The 14,946-nt window shown below is 69.6% G+C and carries 11 protein-coding genes; 7 read left to right on the top strand and 4 right to left on the bottom strand.

Features of this window, described 5'->3' with window-relative positions:
• The first annotated feature begins 397 nt into the window (after positions 1-397).
• Both LIU39_RS33620 and LIU39_RS33615 read left to right on the top strand, forming a co-directional pair.
• The gene (locus LIU39_RS33620) at positions 398-1,174 is read left to right on the top strand and encodes an IclR family transcriptional regulator (RefSeq protein WP_227050772.1); all 777 of its coding nucleotides are present in this window, start codon (positions 398-400) and stop codon (positions 1,172-1,174) included.
• 104 nt (positions 1,175-1,278) lie between these two features.
• Positions 1,279-1,704, top strand: coding sequence for an SsgA family sporulation/cell division regulator (locus LIU39_RS33615; protein WP_227050771.1), 426 nt, complete (start codon positions 1,279-1,281; stop codon positions 1,702-1,704).
• Between the two features lie 195 nt (positions 1,705-1,899).
• Here the strand turns inward: LIU39_RS33615 and LIU39_RS33610 are convergent, their stop codons facing one another.
• The gene (locus LIU39_RS33610) at positions 1,900-3,360 is read right to left on the bottom strand and encodes a YibE/F family protein (protein ID WP_372464150.1); all 1,461 of its coding nucleotides are present in this window, start codon (positions 3,358-3,360) and stop codon (positions 1,900-1,902) included.
• Positions 3,361-3,532: 172 nt separating this feature from the next.
• Here LIU39_RS33610 and thiC point away from each other — a divergent pair, with 172 nt between their 5' ends.
• Positions 3,533-5,317, top strand: coding sequence for a phosphomethylpyrimidine synthase ThiC (thiC, locus tag LIU39_RS33605; RefSeq protein ID WP_227050769.1), 1,785 nt, complete (start codon positions 3,533-3,535; stop codon positions 5,315-5,317).
• A gap of 65 nt (positions 5,318-5,382) precedes the next feature.
• Here thiC and LIU39_RS33600 read toward each other — a convergent pair whose 3' ends face one another.
• The 3 genes from LIU39_RS33600 to LIU39_RS33590 form a co-directional block, all read right to left on the bottom strand.
• Positions 5,383-6,243: an FtsZ/tubulin family protein gene (locus tag LIU39_RS33600; RefSeq protein ID WP_227050768.1), complete on the bottom strand. Its 861-nt coding sequence runs from the start codon at positions 6,241-6,243 to the stop codon at positions 5,383-5,385.
• 212 nt (positions 6,244-6,455) lie between these two features.
• Positions 6,456-7,601, bottom strand: coding sequence for a metallophosphoesterase (locus LIU39_RS33595; protein WP_227050767.1), 1,146 nt, complete (start codon positions 7,599-7,601; stop codon positions 6,456-6,458).
• Between the two features lie 397 nt (positions 7,602-7,998).
• On the bottom strand, positions 7,999-9,099 hold the full coding sequence (locus LIU39_RS33590) for a LacI family DNA-binding transcriptional regulator (protein ID WP_227050766.1): 1,101 nt from the start codon (positions 9,097-9,099) through the stop codon (positions 7,999-8,001).
• A gap of 434 nt (positions 9,100-9,533) precedes the next feature.
• On the opposite strand from LIU39_RS33590, the gene hisC reads away from it, so the two are divergent.
• The 4 genes from hisC to cydD form a co-directional block, all read left to right on the top strand.
• Positions 9,534-10,610 (top strand): histidinol-phosphate transaminase, encoded by a 1,077-nt coding sequence (hisC, locus tag LIU39_RS33585; protein ID WP_227050765.1) that lies wholly within the window; start codon positions 9,534-9,536, stop codon positions 10,608-10,610.
• A gap of 280 nt (positions 10,611-10,890) precedes the next feature.
• Positions 10,891-12,399, top strand: a complete 1,509-nt coding sequence (locus tag LIU39_RS33580) for a cytochrome ubiquinol oxidase subunit I (protein ID WP_227050764.1) — start codon at positions 10,891-10,893, stop codon at positions 12,397-12,399.
• Positions 12,400-12,408: 9 nt separating this feature from the next.
• Complete coding sequence (gene cydB / locus LIU39_RS33575; protein ID WP_227050763.1) at positions 12,409-13,410, top strand: cytochrome d ubiquinol oxidase subunit II; 1,002 nt, start codon at positions 12,409-12,411, stop codon at positions 13,408-13,410.
• A gap of 60 nt (positions 13,411-13,470) precedes the next feature.
• Positions 13,471-14,946: thiol reductant ABC exporter subunit CydD (gene cydD / locus LIU39_RS33570; RefSeq protein ID WP_227050762.1), on the top strand; the 1,476-nt coding region annotated here is incomplete at its 3' end.

Raw genomic sequence — 14,946 nt, 5'->3', positions numbered from 1 at the left:
GCCCCCGCTTGCCCCCTCGCCTCGCCGCCACCACCCCACCCCACCACCCCCAGGCGTAGACATCGTGCACATGTGCGGCGATCTCCCTGTACAGCGTTGCCCGCGTGGGTTGTTGGGCGTTTACGGGCGGTGTGGGGGGCGCTCCAGGAGGTCACTGTCGGTCATGGAGTGCGCCAGGTGAGTTAACTCGCAAGCCGATCGGGTTACCACTCCGATCCGCCGAGTTAGAGTGCCGTCGCAGGCGTCTTCCGGATGCTGACGTTCCGGAAAATACCGAGTGAAGCGAGATCGGGCCGGACGTCGAGGATGGGGCGGCCCTGGGAGACGCGCGCGACGCGGGAACGATCCCGCGACCGGGGCCCCCGTGCCCCATGGCGATCGGACCTGGGGGTTGACGTTGGCAGTCGTGAACGGCGAATCCGTTTCCCACCCCACTTTGATCGGATCGGTGCAGCGCGCGCTACGGCTGCTGGAGGCGGTCGGCGCGCACCCGGAAGGGGCACCGGCCAAGCAACTTGCCCGGGAGGCCGGGCTGCCGCTGCCGACGACGTACCACCTGCTGCGCACCTTGACGCACGAGGGCTATCTGCGCCGGGAGAACGGCGTCTTCGTGTTCGGTGAGGCCGCCGACTCCATCGGCCGTGCCGGGGCGCACCGCCGTCAGCGCCATCAACTCGCCGACGCGCTGGCCGTGGTGAGCAAGAAGTTGAATGCCGCGGTCTACTTCGCCGTCTACCGAGAGGGCGAGGTGGAGCTGCTGGCCGTCAGCAACGCACCGGGGCGGCCACCGGTCGAGGAGTGGGTGGACTTCCGTGCCACCGCGCACGCGCATGCGATCGGGCAGTGTCTGCTCGCCCAGCTCGACGAGGCGGCGCGCAAGGAGCATTTGTCCCGTTATCCGGTGCAGTCGATAACCCCCTTTTCCGTACGAACTGAGGACGATCTACTGCATCGTTTGGATACGGTGCGTCGTTGCCAGGTCGCGTATGAGCACCAGGAATATGCCCTCGGCACCGTATGTTCCGCGATTCCCGTGCAGGTCGGCTCCGCCGTCGCGGCGTTGGCCGTTTCTCTCCCTGCCGGAGAACTGCACCGATTGCGCTCCGTCACGGACCGACTACGGAAAATGGCGGAGGCGACGCTAACGACACTCGCCTTCTCTATCAGTATCTGAAAACTCACTCCTTGTGATCTGCTGGCACGTGACAGACGATGGCGTCAATAGGGCTACGGGGGACGAATCCCGGCCATCTCCGATCAAGTGCGGGGCAGTGGTTGATGACCGACACAGTTCAGGCAGAAGTGATCATGAGCTTCCTCGTCTCGGAGGAACTCGCCTTCCGGATCCCGGTGGAGCTGGATTTCGACAGCGCCGATCCGTACGCCGTACGCCTCACCTTCGACCTGCCCGGCGATGTGCCCGTCACGTGGGCCTTCAGCCGTGAGCTGCTGCTCGACGGGCTGAGCGGGCCGTCCGGGGAGGGTGACGTACGCGTCGAGCCGGCCTCCGGCGGGCATCTCAGCGATGTCTTCATCAGCCTCCAGGTCGGTGCCGAACGCGCGCTCTTCCGCGTCAGCGCACCGCCGTTGGTGGCCTTCCTCGACCGGACGGACCGGCTGGTGCCGCTCGGCGCGGAAGAGGTGTGCGACACCCTGGAAGCCGTGCTGGACCGGATCCTGACGGAGGCGTCCAAGGCGAGCTGACCCACCACCGCCCGACTCTTCCCCGGCTCCCTCCGGACCGGGCCTCGTCTTGGTGTTCCGATTCGGGCTCGGCAGCCGAGGGTGCCGGTTCCCGCTCGCCCAGGGGATGCCGCGTCGGCCCGGTACCCGCTGCGTCGGTTTCCGCACCGGTCGGCGGGCGTCATCGGGCCGGTGCGGATCCCGGCTGCGGTTCCGTCACGCCTTGCGGCGTCGGCCGCGCGTCCCACGCGACCCTCGTGTCCCCCGCGCACCGCGACGCGCGGCCGCCCGTCCCACGGTCGCGGCGGTGTCCGTCGCGCCGTCCGCACCCCAGGTCACGTCCCGCGCTCCGCTCTCGTCCCCCGGAGTGCCCTGGGGCCTGCGGTCGGCCGAGACGACCAGCGTCGCGAGCAGGGTCGTCAGCGGTACCGACGCGACCAGTCCGATGCTGCCGACCAGTGTCCGGACGATCTCCTCGGCGACCACCTCGCTGGTGGCGACCGTGCCCACGTTGCTCTGCGCGATCGAGAACAGCAGCAACAGCGGCAACGCCGCGCCCGCGTAGGCGAGTACGAGGGTGTTCACGACGGAGGCGATGTGGTCCCGCCCGATCCGCATCGCTGCGCCGTACAGCTTGCGCCGGCCCGCCGACGGGTCGGCCTCCTTCAGCTCCCACACCGCTGCGGTCTGAGTGACCGTCACATCGTCGAGCACGCCGAGCGATCCGATGATGATGCCTGCCAGCAGCAGGCCGCGGATCTCGATGCCGGGGTAGAGACCGTGCACCAGCCCCGTCGTGTCGTCCGTGTTGCCGGTCAGCAGCGCCCAGCCGATGAAGACCGAGCCGAGCAGCCCGATCAGCAGCAGCGAGGCCAGGGTGCCGAGCACCGCGACCGAGGTCCTGGCCGTCAGTCCGTGGCACATGTACAGCGCGATCAGCATGATGGCGCTGCCGCCGATCACCGCCACCAGCAGCGGGTTCGAGCCCTGCAGGATGGCGGGGAGGATGAACAGCGTCAGGACCCCGAAGCTCGCCGCCAGGGCGACCAGCGCCAGCACCCCGCGCAGCCGTCCGACGAGCACGACGGCGCCCGCGAAGAGCGCGGCCAGCACCCACATGGGCAAGGTGCGGTCCACATCGCTGATCGAGTACTGGAGGTCCTTGGGCGCCTTGGGGGAGTACGCGACGACGACTTCCTGCCCTGTTGCGTAGTGCCGCAGCGCGTCCGGCGTCACGATCGTCTGGAAGGTCCGGCCGGCGTTTTCGCCCGTGGTGACCTCGACCGTCGCGCGTTCGCAGTGTTTCCCCTTCGCCGCTCCCCCGGTCGGCGGGCCGCCCGGAGTTGACGGCTGTTGCTGCTGTTCGGCGTGTACGTCGGCGCAGTTGACCTCCTCCACCTTGGTCACCCTGGCCTGTTCGGTCGGCTGGTCGAAGCCGACTCCGGACGGTCGGTGATCGGGTGCGCCGCCCGGCCACAGCACCGCGAGGCCGACCACCACGGCGGCGGCGAACGGGATCAGGACCGCGGCGATGACCTTGCGCAGATGCCGGGAGACGGGCGCGGTGGGGCCGTGCCCGTGCGCGTGTGCATGGCTGTGGGAGTGCGTATGAGGATCGGTGCCGGTCACCGGCCGATCATCGCAAGAACCTCGGGGCCCCTGTTCACCACGCCGCATCGGCCGCTACCGTGGTGGCACCTTTGCAATCGCGGGAGCTCGGAGCACCGGGCTGAGAGGGCGCTGATCCTCGTCCCAGCGGCGTTTCACGTGAAACGCCCGCGGACGGGAGCCGCTGCGTCGACCGCCGAACCTGTTACCGGGTAATGCCGGCGTAGGGAGTTGGGTCTCTATGACTCTGCAGGATGCACGCACGCCCGAAAACGGCGAGTCCGGCCAGGACGCCTCCGTCAAGGAGATCGGCTGGCACAAGGGCTATCTCACCGGATCGCGCCCTGACCTGAGGGTTCCGGTCCGGCGAGTGCACCTCACCAACGGCAAGGACGTGACGCTCTACGACACGTCAGGGCCGTACACCGACGCTCACATCGAAACCGACGTCCGCCGCGGACTGGCGCCGCTGCGGGAGAACTGGATCATTTCGCGGGGCGACACCGAGGAGTACGCGGGCCGCCCGCTGCGCCCGGAGGATGACGGCCTCAAGCACACCTCACCGCGCGGCGGCCTGAAGAACCTCGACGCGGTCTTCCCCGGCCGGCCGCGGCAGCCACGCCGCGGCCGGAACGGCGCCGCGGTCAGCCAACTCGCCTATGCGCAGCGCGGCGAGATCACTGCGGAGATGGAATACGTCGCGCTCCGCGAGAACGTCACGCCGGAGTTCGTCCGCGACGAGATCGCGGCGGGTCGTGCCGTGCTGCCGGCCAACGTCAACCATCCGGAGATCGAGCCGATGATCATCGGCAAGAACTTCCTGGTGAAGGTGAACGCCAACATCGGTAATTCCGCGGTCACTTCCTCCATCGAGGAGGAGGTGGACAAGATGACCTGGGCGACCCAGTGGGGCGCGGACACGGTCATGGACCTGTCCACCGGCCGCAACATCCACACCACGCGGGAGTGGGTGCTGCGCAACTCCCCCGTGCCGATCGGCACCGTTCCGCTCTACCAGGCGCTGGAGAAGGTCGACGGCAAGGCCGAGGAGCTGACCTGGGAGATCTACAAGGACACGGTCATCGAGCAGGCCGAGCAGGGCGTGGACTACATGACGGTGCACGCCGGTGTGCTGCTCCGCTACGTCCCGCTCACCGCCCGGCGCAAGACCGGCATCGTCTCGCGGGGCGGTTCGATCATGGCTGCCTGGTGCCTGGCGCACCACCAGGAGTCCTTCCTCTACACGCACTTCGAAGAGCTCTGCGAGATCCTCGCCGCCTACGACGTGACGTTCTCGCTCGGGGACGGCCTGCGTCCCGGTTCCATCGCGGACGCCAACGACGAGGCGCAGTTCGCGGAGTTGCGGACGCTCGGTGAGCTGAACACCCTCGCCAAGCGGCACGGTGTCCAGACGATGATCGAGGGCCCGGGACACGTCCCGATGCACAAGATCAAGGAGAACATCGACCTCCAGCAGGAGATCTGCGAGGAGGCGCCGTTCTACACGCTCGGCCCGCTGACCACCGACATCGCGCCCGCGTACGACCACATCACCTCGGGGATCGGCGCGGCGATGATCGCTTGGTGGGGCACGGCGATGCTCTGCTACGTCACGCCCAAGGAGCACCTGGGTCTGCCGGACCGTGACGACGTGAAGACCGGCGTGATCACGTACAAGATCGCGGCGCATGCGGCGGACCTGGCCAAGGGGCATCCCGGGGCCCAGGAGTGGGACGACGCGCTGTCTGACGCGCGTTTCGAGTTCCGCTGGGAGGACCAGTTCAACCTGGCCCTGGACCCGGACACCGCGCGTTCCTTCCACGACCAGACCCTGCCGGCCGAACCGGCGAAGACGGCCCACTTCTGTTCCATGTGCGGGCCGAAGTTCTGCTCGATGAAGATTTCCCAGGACATCCGCCGCGAGCACGGTGGTGACCTGGCGATCGACGCGGAAGCGGGCATGGCGGAGAAGTCGAAGGAGTTCGCGGCGGCCGGCAACCGCGTCTACCTGCCGATCGCCGACTGATCCGGCCGTTTTGTGAGACCCGGCCCCGGGACGCCCGTTCGCGCGGCGCCTCGGGCCGGGCCGCCCTACTCCGACCGTTCTTCGCGGCCTTCGTGGTCCGGGCCGGTGAAGTCGGGGCTGGAATACCGGGGGCGGGCGCCCGTCGAGCCGGTGTCGGGGCTGCTGAAGCGGGGGCGGGAGTAGCCGAGGGACGGGATGCGGCTCTTGCGTGCGGTGGCCCGGTACGGGGCGGGATCGGGACCGGCGGCGACGGCGTCGTGGAGGAAGGGCAGCAGGCCGTGTTCGAGTAGGGCCTGGTGCCATGCGTCGCGGGCGCGGTCGAGGTCGCCGTCCAGGGCGCCGTATCCGATGGCCTCGCGGGGCGATGCGCCGTTGCGCAGTGCGGTGATCACCAGGCCGCCCATCGCGACCAGCGCCCCGGCCGCGGTCAGCGCGGCGAAGATCCATCCGACGGCGATCAGCGGCCGGGCGGCGGCCTGTTCGGGGCCGATGGCGCGCAGGGCGTAGCCGATGAGCAGGAAGAGGACCGCGGCGATGCCCGCGAGGACCGGGGCGAGGACGGCGATCATGGCGCCGAGTCCCGCGCCGGTGGTCTCCGACGTGGCGTCCTGGCCGTCGGCCGTGGTGGCGAACGGGTCTGTGGCGGCGGGGCGTTCGGCGTCCTCGCCGTCGGCCGTGGCGGCGGCGTCGGGATCGCGCAGCCGGTCGCGCAGCCGTATGTAGTGCTGGTACTCGGTTGCGGCGCGGGCGGCGATGGTGGTGGTGGCGCCGAGCGCCAGGGTGCGCAGTTGCTCGGTGGTGAGGCGCTCGTTCGCTGTGGTGGCGAGATCCGAGCGGTGGGCGGCGGTACGCAGTGCTTCATCGAGGAGCCGCGCGAAGTCCTCGCGGTCCTCGTTGAGCAGATGCGGAGCGCTGTTCATGTGCATCCCCCGATGCTCCGTAGGGCCGTACGGGCCGGCGATGGCCGGGCAGTTGGCGGAAACGGAGGAGAGCCTGCTACGGATAGCCCGATGGTAGAGCGCCTCCGGCACGGGGTGACAGGGGGTTTCCGGAAATTGGTCTGGCCCTGAACGGAACCGTCCGGTCGCGCCGTGCGCCGGCCGCCCGCCGAGGTGACCTTCACCTGCCCGGATAACGCTCAGTCAGTCAGGGGAAGTTGAACGACGAGCAATTTTCCGGCCATGGTGACGCCGCCGTCCATCGCGATGGCCAGTCCGTCGGCGTAGACGTGCGGCTCCTCGACGACGACGGTCTCGCCGTCGCTGTCCTCCGTTCCCACCTCGCCCAGGAGGTACGGGATCGGGCTGTGGCCGTGCACCACGCGCGTGCCGCCGTAGGCGTCCAGGAGCTGGCGTACGGCCTGTGCGCCGGATTCGTCGCGGAAGGCGAAGCGCTTGGTGAACTTGCGGAACAGGTCCCAGACTTCGTCGGCCTCGCTGCGGGTCAGCACGTCGTGGACGGTGTCGTTGACGGCTTCGATGGAGTCGCCGTATTCGAGGTAGGCGGTGGTGTCGGAGTGCACGAGCAGATGCCCGTCCTCCTCCATCACGGCGTCCAGGCGGGCCATCCACTGGAGGTGGTGGTCCTCCAGGCGGTCCATGTCGGTCTTCTGGCCGCCGTTGAGCAGCCAGGCGGCCTGGAAGGATGCGGTACCGGCGCCGGACTGGACGGGCGTGTCGCCGAACCGCTTGGCGCCCAGCAGCAGCAGTTCGTGGTTGCCCATCAGCGCCTTGCAGTACCCGCCGGCGGCTGCGGCCTCGGCGGACAGCTGCATGACGAGGTCGATGACGCCGATGCCGTCCGGGCCGCGGTCGGTGAAGTCGCCCAGGAACCACAGCCGGGCGTTGCCCGCCGACCAGCTGCCGTCGGCGTCGATCAGCCCTTCGGCGGCGAGGGCCTCGCGCAGCTCGTCGTAGTAGCCGTGCACGTCGCCGACGACGTACAGGGGGCCTGGCCCCTCGGCCGGTACGCCGTCCGGTGCGGTCTCCGTGGCCGGTACGGGACCGGCTGCCGGCTGGTCGATGAGGGTGTCGTCCCGCCCTGCCGCGCCGATGACGGGGAGGTCGCGGGCGGTCGGGGTGTACTCCTCGGGTGGCTCCGGGGAGTGTGCGGGGAGCGGCGCGGGGGGCGCGGTGGGGAAGTGCTGGGGGGTGTCGTCCGGCGGCGGGCCCGTGGGCGCGCCGGGGGGCGGTCCTGGCGGCTGCGGGGACGCCGGAGTGTGTGCCGCCATGGTCCACGCCATGGGTCCTTGACCGGCCCCCTGAGTCATTGACCCCTCCACCATTGCGCCGCCGTGTACCTCTCGGACCTTTGCCTGGTCGACGGCGGTCCGCGGTGTCGTTCGCCCATCATAGGAACGCTGCTCGCGGGTTGTGACGCACCCGGGGGTGGTCAATCGGCCGGAGCCCGGCGTTCTTTGCGGTTTTCTCCCGAGATCGCCCTGATTTTCCCCGGCCGTGGTGGGGTGACCGTGCCGCCGCCGGTGCGTCGCCCGGCCCGATTCCGGGAGCGTACCCAACACGCGACGGCCGGATCATGGCGTGAATGCGACGGTCGGCGTGGCGGGGAACGGTCCGACCGAGAGGCCGGAGGGCCGGAAGACCGGCCGGGGCAGCGCAGTCGGGGCGGGGCACTTGTGCGGTGCCCCGCCCCGGCTGTCGGTGCTGCGCCGGCGGTGCGGGTCAGTCGCCGGCCGGGCCGCGCGGCGGGCTGACGGTCGTGCGGGGGGACCGGCGCTGGGACGAGGTCCGCACGATCAGGTCGGTCGGTATGACCTGCTCGACCGGGCGCCCGTCGCCCAGTCCTTCGATCGCGTCGATGAGGATCTGGACGACGGCGGTGCCGATGCGGCGGGGTTTGAGGGACAGGGTGGTGATCGGCGGTTCGGTGGTGGCGTAGACGGTGGACTCGCTGCAGCAGACCAGCAGCAGGTCGTCCGGGACGCGCAGCCCGTAGCGGCGGGCCGCGGCGAGCAGGTCCGTGCCGTTGGGATCGAAGAGGCCGTAGACGGCGTCGGGGCGGTCGGGGCGGGCCAGCAGGCGGTCGGCGGCGACGGCGCCGGCGCACGGGTCGTGTGCCGGGTAGGACTCGTAGACCGGGTCCTGGCCGACCCGTTCGCACCACCGGATGTACGCGGTGGTGGACAGCCGGGTGTAGGTGTCGGTGGTGTTGCCGGTGAGGAGGCCGATGCGGCGGGCGCCGGCGTCGGCGAGATGGTCGAGGAGGCCGAGGACGGCCGCTTCGTGGTCGTTGTCGACCCAGCCGGTGACGGGGAGGGTGCCGCCGGGGCGGCCGTCGGAGACGACGGGGAGGCCGTGCCGGACGAGTTCGGTGACGACCGGGTCGCCGTCGGCCGGATCGATGACGACCGTGCCGTCGAGGGCGACGTTGGACCACACGTCGTGGCGGGAGGTCGCGGGGAGGATGACCAGGGCGTAGCCGCGGGCCAGTGCGGCGGAGGTGGCGGCTCTGGCCATCTCCGCGAAGTAGGCGAATTCGGTGAAGGTGAAAGGTTCATCCCCGTACGTGGTCACGGTCAGGCCGATGAGGCCCGATTTGCCGGTACGGAGCGTGCGGGCGGCGGCGGACGGGCGGTAGCCCAGCCGTTCGGCCACCTCGCGGACGTGGCTACGGGTGGCATCCGGAAGCCGGCCCTTGCCGTTGAGCGCGTCGGAGACAGTCGTGATCGATACGCCGGCCGCGGCGGCCACATCTCGGATGCCTGCCCGCCCCAGCCGGCGACCGGTCGACCGGCTCACCTGGTGCTTCCCTGCTGCTGTCATGGCGAGCCGATAGTAGGGCTCGGGCGGGCGTTTCGAGAGAGTCGGCCGTCGCTCGGAGGAAGGTACGTTTCTGCAAGGTGATCAGTCGCCAACACCCGTGGAAGTTAAGGGAGTTGTGGGTTTCGGATGGAGTTGGCCGGGTCATCGAAGGCGTTCGCCTGGCGATCTCATCAGGTAGCGAAGCGGTCTCAAGTCACCTTCACGAGGGACGCGCGCCACGGAGTGAGCTACCGGCGCACGCTGATGCGGAGAGCGCGCCCCGGGGGTGAGCGGGGGCGCGGCACGGGCGGGCACGGCCGCGGCCGGGTGCCGTACGGCGGTGCCCCGGGGCCGTAGGACGGCCGGCCGGGAAGCGGGGGGCTGCCGCCGGATGGGGGAATCCTCATAAGGTGTGCAGTATTGGAGTCGAGTGGGACGGTCGAGGAGGACCTGCGGTGAGCGAGAAGACCCCGAAGCTGCGTGCTGCACTGGACGGCATCCCCACCTACAAGCCGGGCCGGCCGGCTCCGGACGGCCCCGCCGCGTACAAGCTGTCCTCCAACGAGAACCCCTATCCCCCGTTGCCGGGCGTACTGGAGACCGCGGTGGCCGCCGCCGGGGCCTTCAACCGCTACCCCGACCTGGCGTGCACCGGCCTGATGGCGGAGCTGGCCGAGCGGTTCTCGGTGCCGCTGGAGCATCTGGCGACCGGTACCGGATCGGTGGGGGTGGCGCAGCAGCTGGTTCAGGCGACGGCGGGCCCCGGCGATGAAGTGATCTACGCCTGGCGTTCGTTCGAGGCGTACCCGATCGTCACGCAGGTCTCCGGTGCCACTTCCGTGAAGGTCCCGCTGACCTCTGACGAGGTGCACGACCTGGACGCGATGCTGGCGGCGATCACCGACCGCACCCGGCTGATCTTCGTCTGCAACCCCAACAACCCCACGGGCACCGTCGTGCGCCGTGCCGAGCTGGAGGCGTTCCTGGACCGGGTGCCCGGGGACGTGCTGGTGGTGCTGGACGAGGCGTACCGCGAGTTCATCCGCGACGCCGAGGTGCCGGACGGCGTGGATCTCTACCGTGACCGGCCCAACGTCTGTGTGCTGCGCACCTTTTCCAAGGCGTACGGCCTGGCGGGGCTGCGGGTCGGTTTCGCGGTGGCGCATGAGCCGGTGGCCGCTGCGCTGCGCAAGACGGCGGTGCCGTTCGGCGTCAGCCAGCTCGCGCAGGAGGCGGCCGTGGCCTCGCTGCGCAGCGAGGCGGCGCTGCTGGAGCGGGTCGATGCGCTGGTCGCGGAGCGGGCCCGGGTGGTCGATGCGCTGGCCGGGCAGGGCTGGACGGTTCCGGAGTCGCAGGCCAACTTCGTCTGGCTGCGGCTGGGGGACCGTACGACGGACTTCGCGGCGGCGTGTGAGCGGGCCGGTGTCGTCGTGCGGCCGTTCGCCGGTGAGGGTGTGCGGGTGACGATCGGCGAGAGTGCGGCGATGGATCTGTTCCTGCAGGCCGCCGAGGAGTTCCGCAAGGCGTTGTGACGGGTGGTTTTCGGGCCCTTGGGGCCGCGGGCCTGACGGCTCGCGGCCCCTGTTCTTTGTGCCTGCCCTCGGGAAGGCCACCCGCGGCGAGCGCGTGGCGCGTGTCGTGGGTTCCTGCGTGACCGCGGTCACGCACCCCCCGTAAGAATGGCCGGAAGCATGTGAGAGATAATGCTTGTGAATGTGAACGCGTTCACAAGCGCGCCCTTTATGCCCTGCTTCATTGGGGTTATTTGGTGCAAACTGCCGTAGTGCAACGGCGACGTAAGGAGAGAATGACGTGGAACTGGCGTTGGCGCCAGAGACCCTGGCGCGATGGCAATTCGGCATCACGACCGTCTACCACTTCCTGTTCATCCCCCTGACGATCTCCCTCGCCGCTCTGGTGGCCGGACTTGAGACCGCCTGGGTGCGAACGGCGAAGCAGAAGTACCTCAAGGCCACCAAGTTCTGGGGCAAGCTCTTTCTGATCAACATCGCGATGGGTGTCGTCACCGGCATCGTCCAGGAGTTCCAGTTCGGCATGAACTGGTCCGACTACTCGCGGTTCGTCGGTGACATCTTCGGCGCCCCGCTCGCGTTCGAAGCGCTCATCGCGTTCTTCTTCGAGTCCACCTTCATCGGCCTGTGGATCTTCGGCTGGGACAAGCTCCCCAAGAAGATCCACTGCTTCTGCATGTGGATGGTCTCGATCGGCACGATCCTGTCGGCGTACTTCATCCTCGCCGCCAACTCCTGGATGCAGCACCCCGTCGGCTACAAGTACAACGCCGCGAACGGCCGGGCCGAGCTGACCGACTTCTGGAAGGTGCTCACCCAGGACACCACCCTGGTCGTGGTGTTCCACACGCTGACCGCGGCCTTCCTCACCGGCGCCGCCTTCATGGTCGGCATCTCCGCGTACCACCTCATGCGCAAGAAGCACATCAAGGTGATGCGCACCTCGCTGCGGCTCGGCCTGGTCACCCTGGTCATCGCCGGTGCCCTCACCGCGATCAGCGGTGACCAGCTCGGCAAGGTGATGTTCAAGCAGCAGCCGATGAAGATGGCCGCCGCCGAGGCGCTGTGGGACAAGGAACAGCCCGCGCCGTTCTCCGTCTTCGCCTACGGCGACGTCCAGAAGGGCCACAACAAGGTCGCCATCGAGATCCCCGGCCTGCTCTCCTTCCTCGCCCACAACGACTTCACCTCGCCGGTCCCCGGCATCAACGACGTCAACAAGTCCGAGCAGCAGAAGTTCGGGCCGGGCGACTACCGGCCCAACATCCCGGTCGCCTACTGGGGCTTCCGCTGGATGATCGGCTTCGGCATGACGTCGTTCGTCATCGGGCTCGCCGGGCTCTGGCTCACCCGGAAGAAGTTCTGGCTCTCGCCGGGGCTGCGGACCGGGGACGAGGAGCCACCGCGGCTGGCCCTCACCAAGAACAAGGCGCTCGGCGCACGCTTCACCCAGTGGTACTGGTGGCTCGCCCTCGTCACCCTCGGCTTCCCCCTCATCGCCAACTCCTGGGGGTGGATCTTCACCGAGACCGGCCGCCAGCCATGGGCCGTCTACGGCGTGCTGCGCACATCCGACGCGGTCTCGCCCGGCGTCTCGCAGGGTGAAGTGCTCACCTCGCTGATCGTCTTCACCACGCTCTACGCGATCCTCGCCGTCGTCGAGGTGAAGCTGCTGGTGAAGTACGTCAAGTCAGGGCCCCAGGAACTCACCGACTCCGACCTCAACCCGCCCACCAAGATCGGCGGCGACAGTACCGACGCCGACCGGCCGATGGCCTTCTCGTACTAGGAGGCGACTGTGCATCTCCACGACGTCTGGTTCGTCCTGATCGCCGTTCTCTGGACCGGGTACTTCTTCCTCGAAGGCTTCGACTTCGGCATCGGCGTCCTCACCAAGCTGCTCGCCCGTGACCGCGCGGAACGGCGGGTCCTGATCAACACCATCGGCCCGGTCTGGGACGGCAACGAGGTCTGGCTGCTCTCCGCGGGCGGCGCGACCTTCGCGGCCTTCCCCGAGTGGTACGCCACCCTCTTCTCCGGCTTCTACCTGCCGCTGCTGCTCATCCTCGTCTGCCTGATCGTGCGCGGTGTGGCCTTCGAGTACCGCGCCAAGCGCAGCGAGGAGAACTGGCAGCGGAACTGGGAGCACGCGATCTTCTGGACCTCGCTGCTGCCCGCGGTGCTGTGGGGCGTGGCGTTCGGCAACATCGTGCGCGGCGTGAAGATCGACGCGCACAAGGAGTACGTCGGCAGCGTCCTCGACCTGCTCAATCCGTACGCGATCCTCGGTGGTCTGGTCACGCTGTCCCTGTTCACCTTCCACGGCGCGGTGTTCGCCTCGCTCAAGACGGTGGGGGACATCCGGGAGCGGGCGCGCCGGATGGCGACCGTCCTCGGTCTTGTCACCGCCGTCCTGGCGGTCGGCTTCCTGAGCTGGACGCAGGCCGGCAAGGGGGACGGCGGCAGCCTGATCGCCCTGATCGTGGCGGTCGTCGCGCTGGTCGCGGCGCTCGGGGCGAACCGGATCGCCCGGGAGGGGTGGGCGTTCGCGTTCTCCGGGGTCACCATCGTGGCCGTGGTCGCGATGCTGTTCCTGACGCTCTTCCCGAACGTCATGCCGTCCTCGTTGAACGAGAGTTGGAACCTCACGGTCACCAACGCCTCGTCCAGTCCCTACACGTTGAAGATCATGACCTGGTGCGCCGGTATCGCGACACCGATCGTGCTGCTGTACCAGGGGTGGACGTACTGGGTGTTCCGCAAGCGGATCGGCACCCAGCACATCGCCGAGGCCCACTAGCCGTACTGCTACGCCGAGTTCGCCCCTCCGGGGGCGGCCTCGGCCGGCTCATCTGGACGGATGTTTCACGTGAAACCGGTCGACCCGCGCCTGCTCCACTACGCCCGCGCCACCCGAGGATTCCTCATCGCGGTGGTGGTGCTCGGGCTTGCCGGGGCGGGTCTGGTCGTCGGCCAGGCCATGCTGATCGCCGAGATCGTGGTCGGGGCCTTCCAGCACGCGCTCGATCTCCAGGACCTGACCACTCCCGTGGCGTTGCTCGCCGCGGTCTCGGTCGGGCGCGGGCTGGTCTCCTGGCTCACCGAGCTGGCCGCGCACCGCGCGAGCGCCGCGGTCAAGTCCGAGCTGCGGATGCGGCTGATCGAACGGGCGGCGCGGCTCGGGCCCGGTGCCGAGCTGCGCCCCCCGGACGGCGGGACGGCCACCGGCCCGCAGGCGGCCGCCACCCTGGAGATGCGCACCGGCGAACTCACCACCCTCGCCACCCGCGGCATCGACGCGCTGGACGACTACTTCGCCCGCTATCTGCCGCAGCTCGGCCTCGCCGTCGTCGTCCCGGTCGCCGTGCTGGCCCGGATCGTCACCGGCGACTGGATCTCCGCGCTGACCATCGTCATCACTCTCCCGCTGATCCCCCTGTTCATGATCCTCATCGGGTGGGCCACGCAGTCGCGGATGGACCGGCAGTGGCGGCTGCTCGCCCGGCTCTCCGGGCACTTCCTCGACGTCGTCGAGGGCCTGCCCACCCTCAAGGTCTTCGGCCGGGCCAAGGCCCAGGCCGCCTCCATCCGCGCCATCACCGGCGCCTACCGCAGGGCCACCCTGCGCACGCTGCGGATCGCGTTTCTCTCCTCCTTCGCACTCGAACTCCTCGCCACCCTCTCCGTCGCCCTGGTCGCCGTCGGCATCGGAATGCGCCTGGTCAACGGCCAACTCGACCTCTACACGGGGCTGATGGTGCTGGTCCTGGCGCCGGAGGCGTATCTGCCGCTGCGGCAGGTGGGCGCGCAGTACCACGCGGCCGCCGAAGGGCTCTCGGCCGCCGAAGAGATCTTCGCGGTGCTGGAGACGCCGCTGCGGGCGTCCGGCACCGCCCCCGTCCCGGCCGGCACCGCGCTGACCGTCGAGGGGCTGACCGTGCGCCATCCAGGCCGGAGCGCCGACTCGCTGCCCGCCACGTCGTTCGAGGTGCGGGCCGGGGAGACCGTCGCGCTGGTCGGCCCCTCGGGAGCGGGCAAGTCCACCCTGCTCAGCGTGGTGCTCGGCTTCACCGAGCCGTCCGCGGGCCGCGTCCTCGTCGACGGGCAGGACCTCGCGTCGCTCTCCCCCGAAGACTGGCGCAGCCGGATCGCCTGGGTGCCGCAGCGGCCGCACCTCTTCGCCGGCACCATCGCCGAGAACGTACGGCTGGCGCGGCCGGACGCCGATGACGCGGCGCTGCGCGGGGCGCTGCGGGACGCGGGCGCGCTGGACTTCGTCGACGCGCTTCCCGACGGCGCCGCGACCCGGCTCGGCGCGGTCGGCCGCGGGCTCGCC

Origin of the sequence: Streptomyces pinistramenti, from assembly GCF_020564935.1 — a bacterium.
Lineage (GTDB): Bacteria > Actinomycetota > Actinomycetes > Streptomycetales > Streptomycetaceae > Streptomyces > Streptomyces pinistramenti.
The sequence above is the reverse complement of the archived record's forward strand: the minus strand, read 5'-3'. Positions and strand labels throughout refer to the sequence as shown.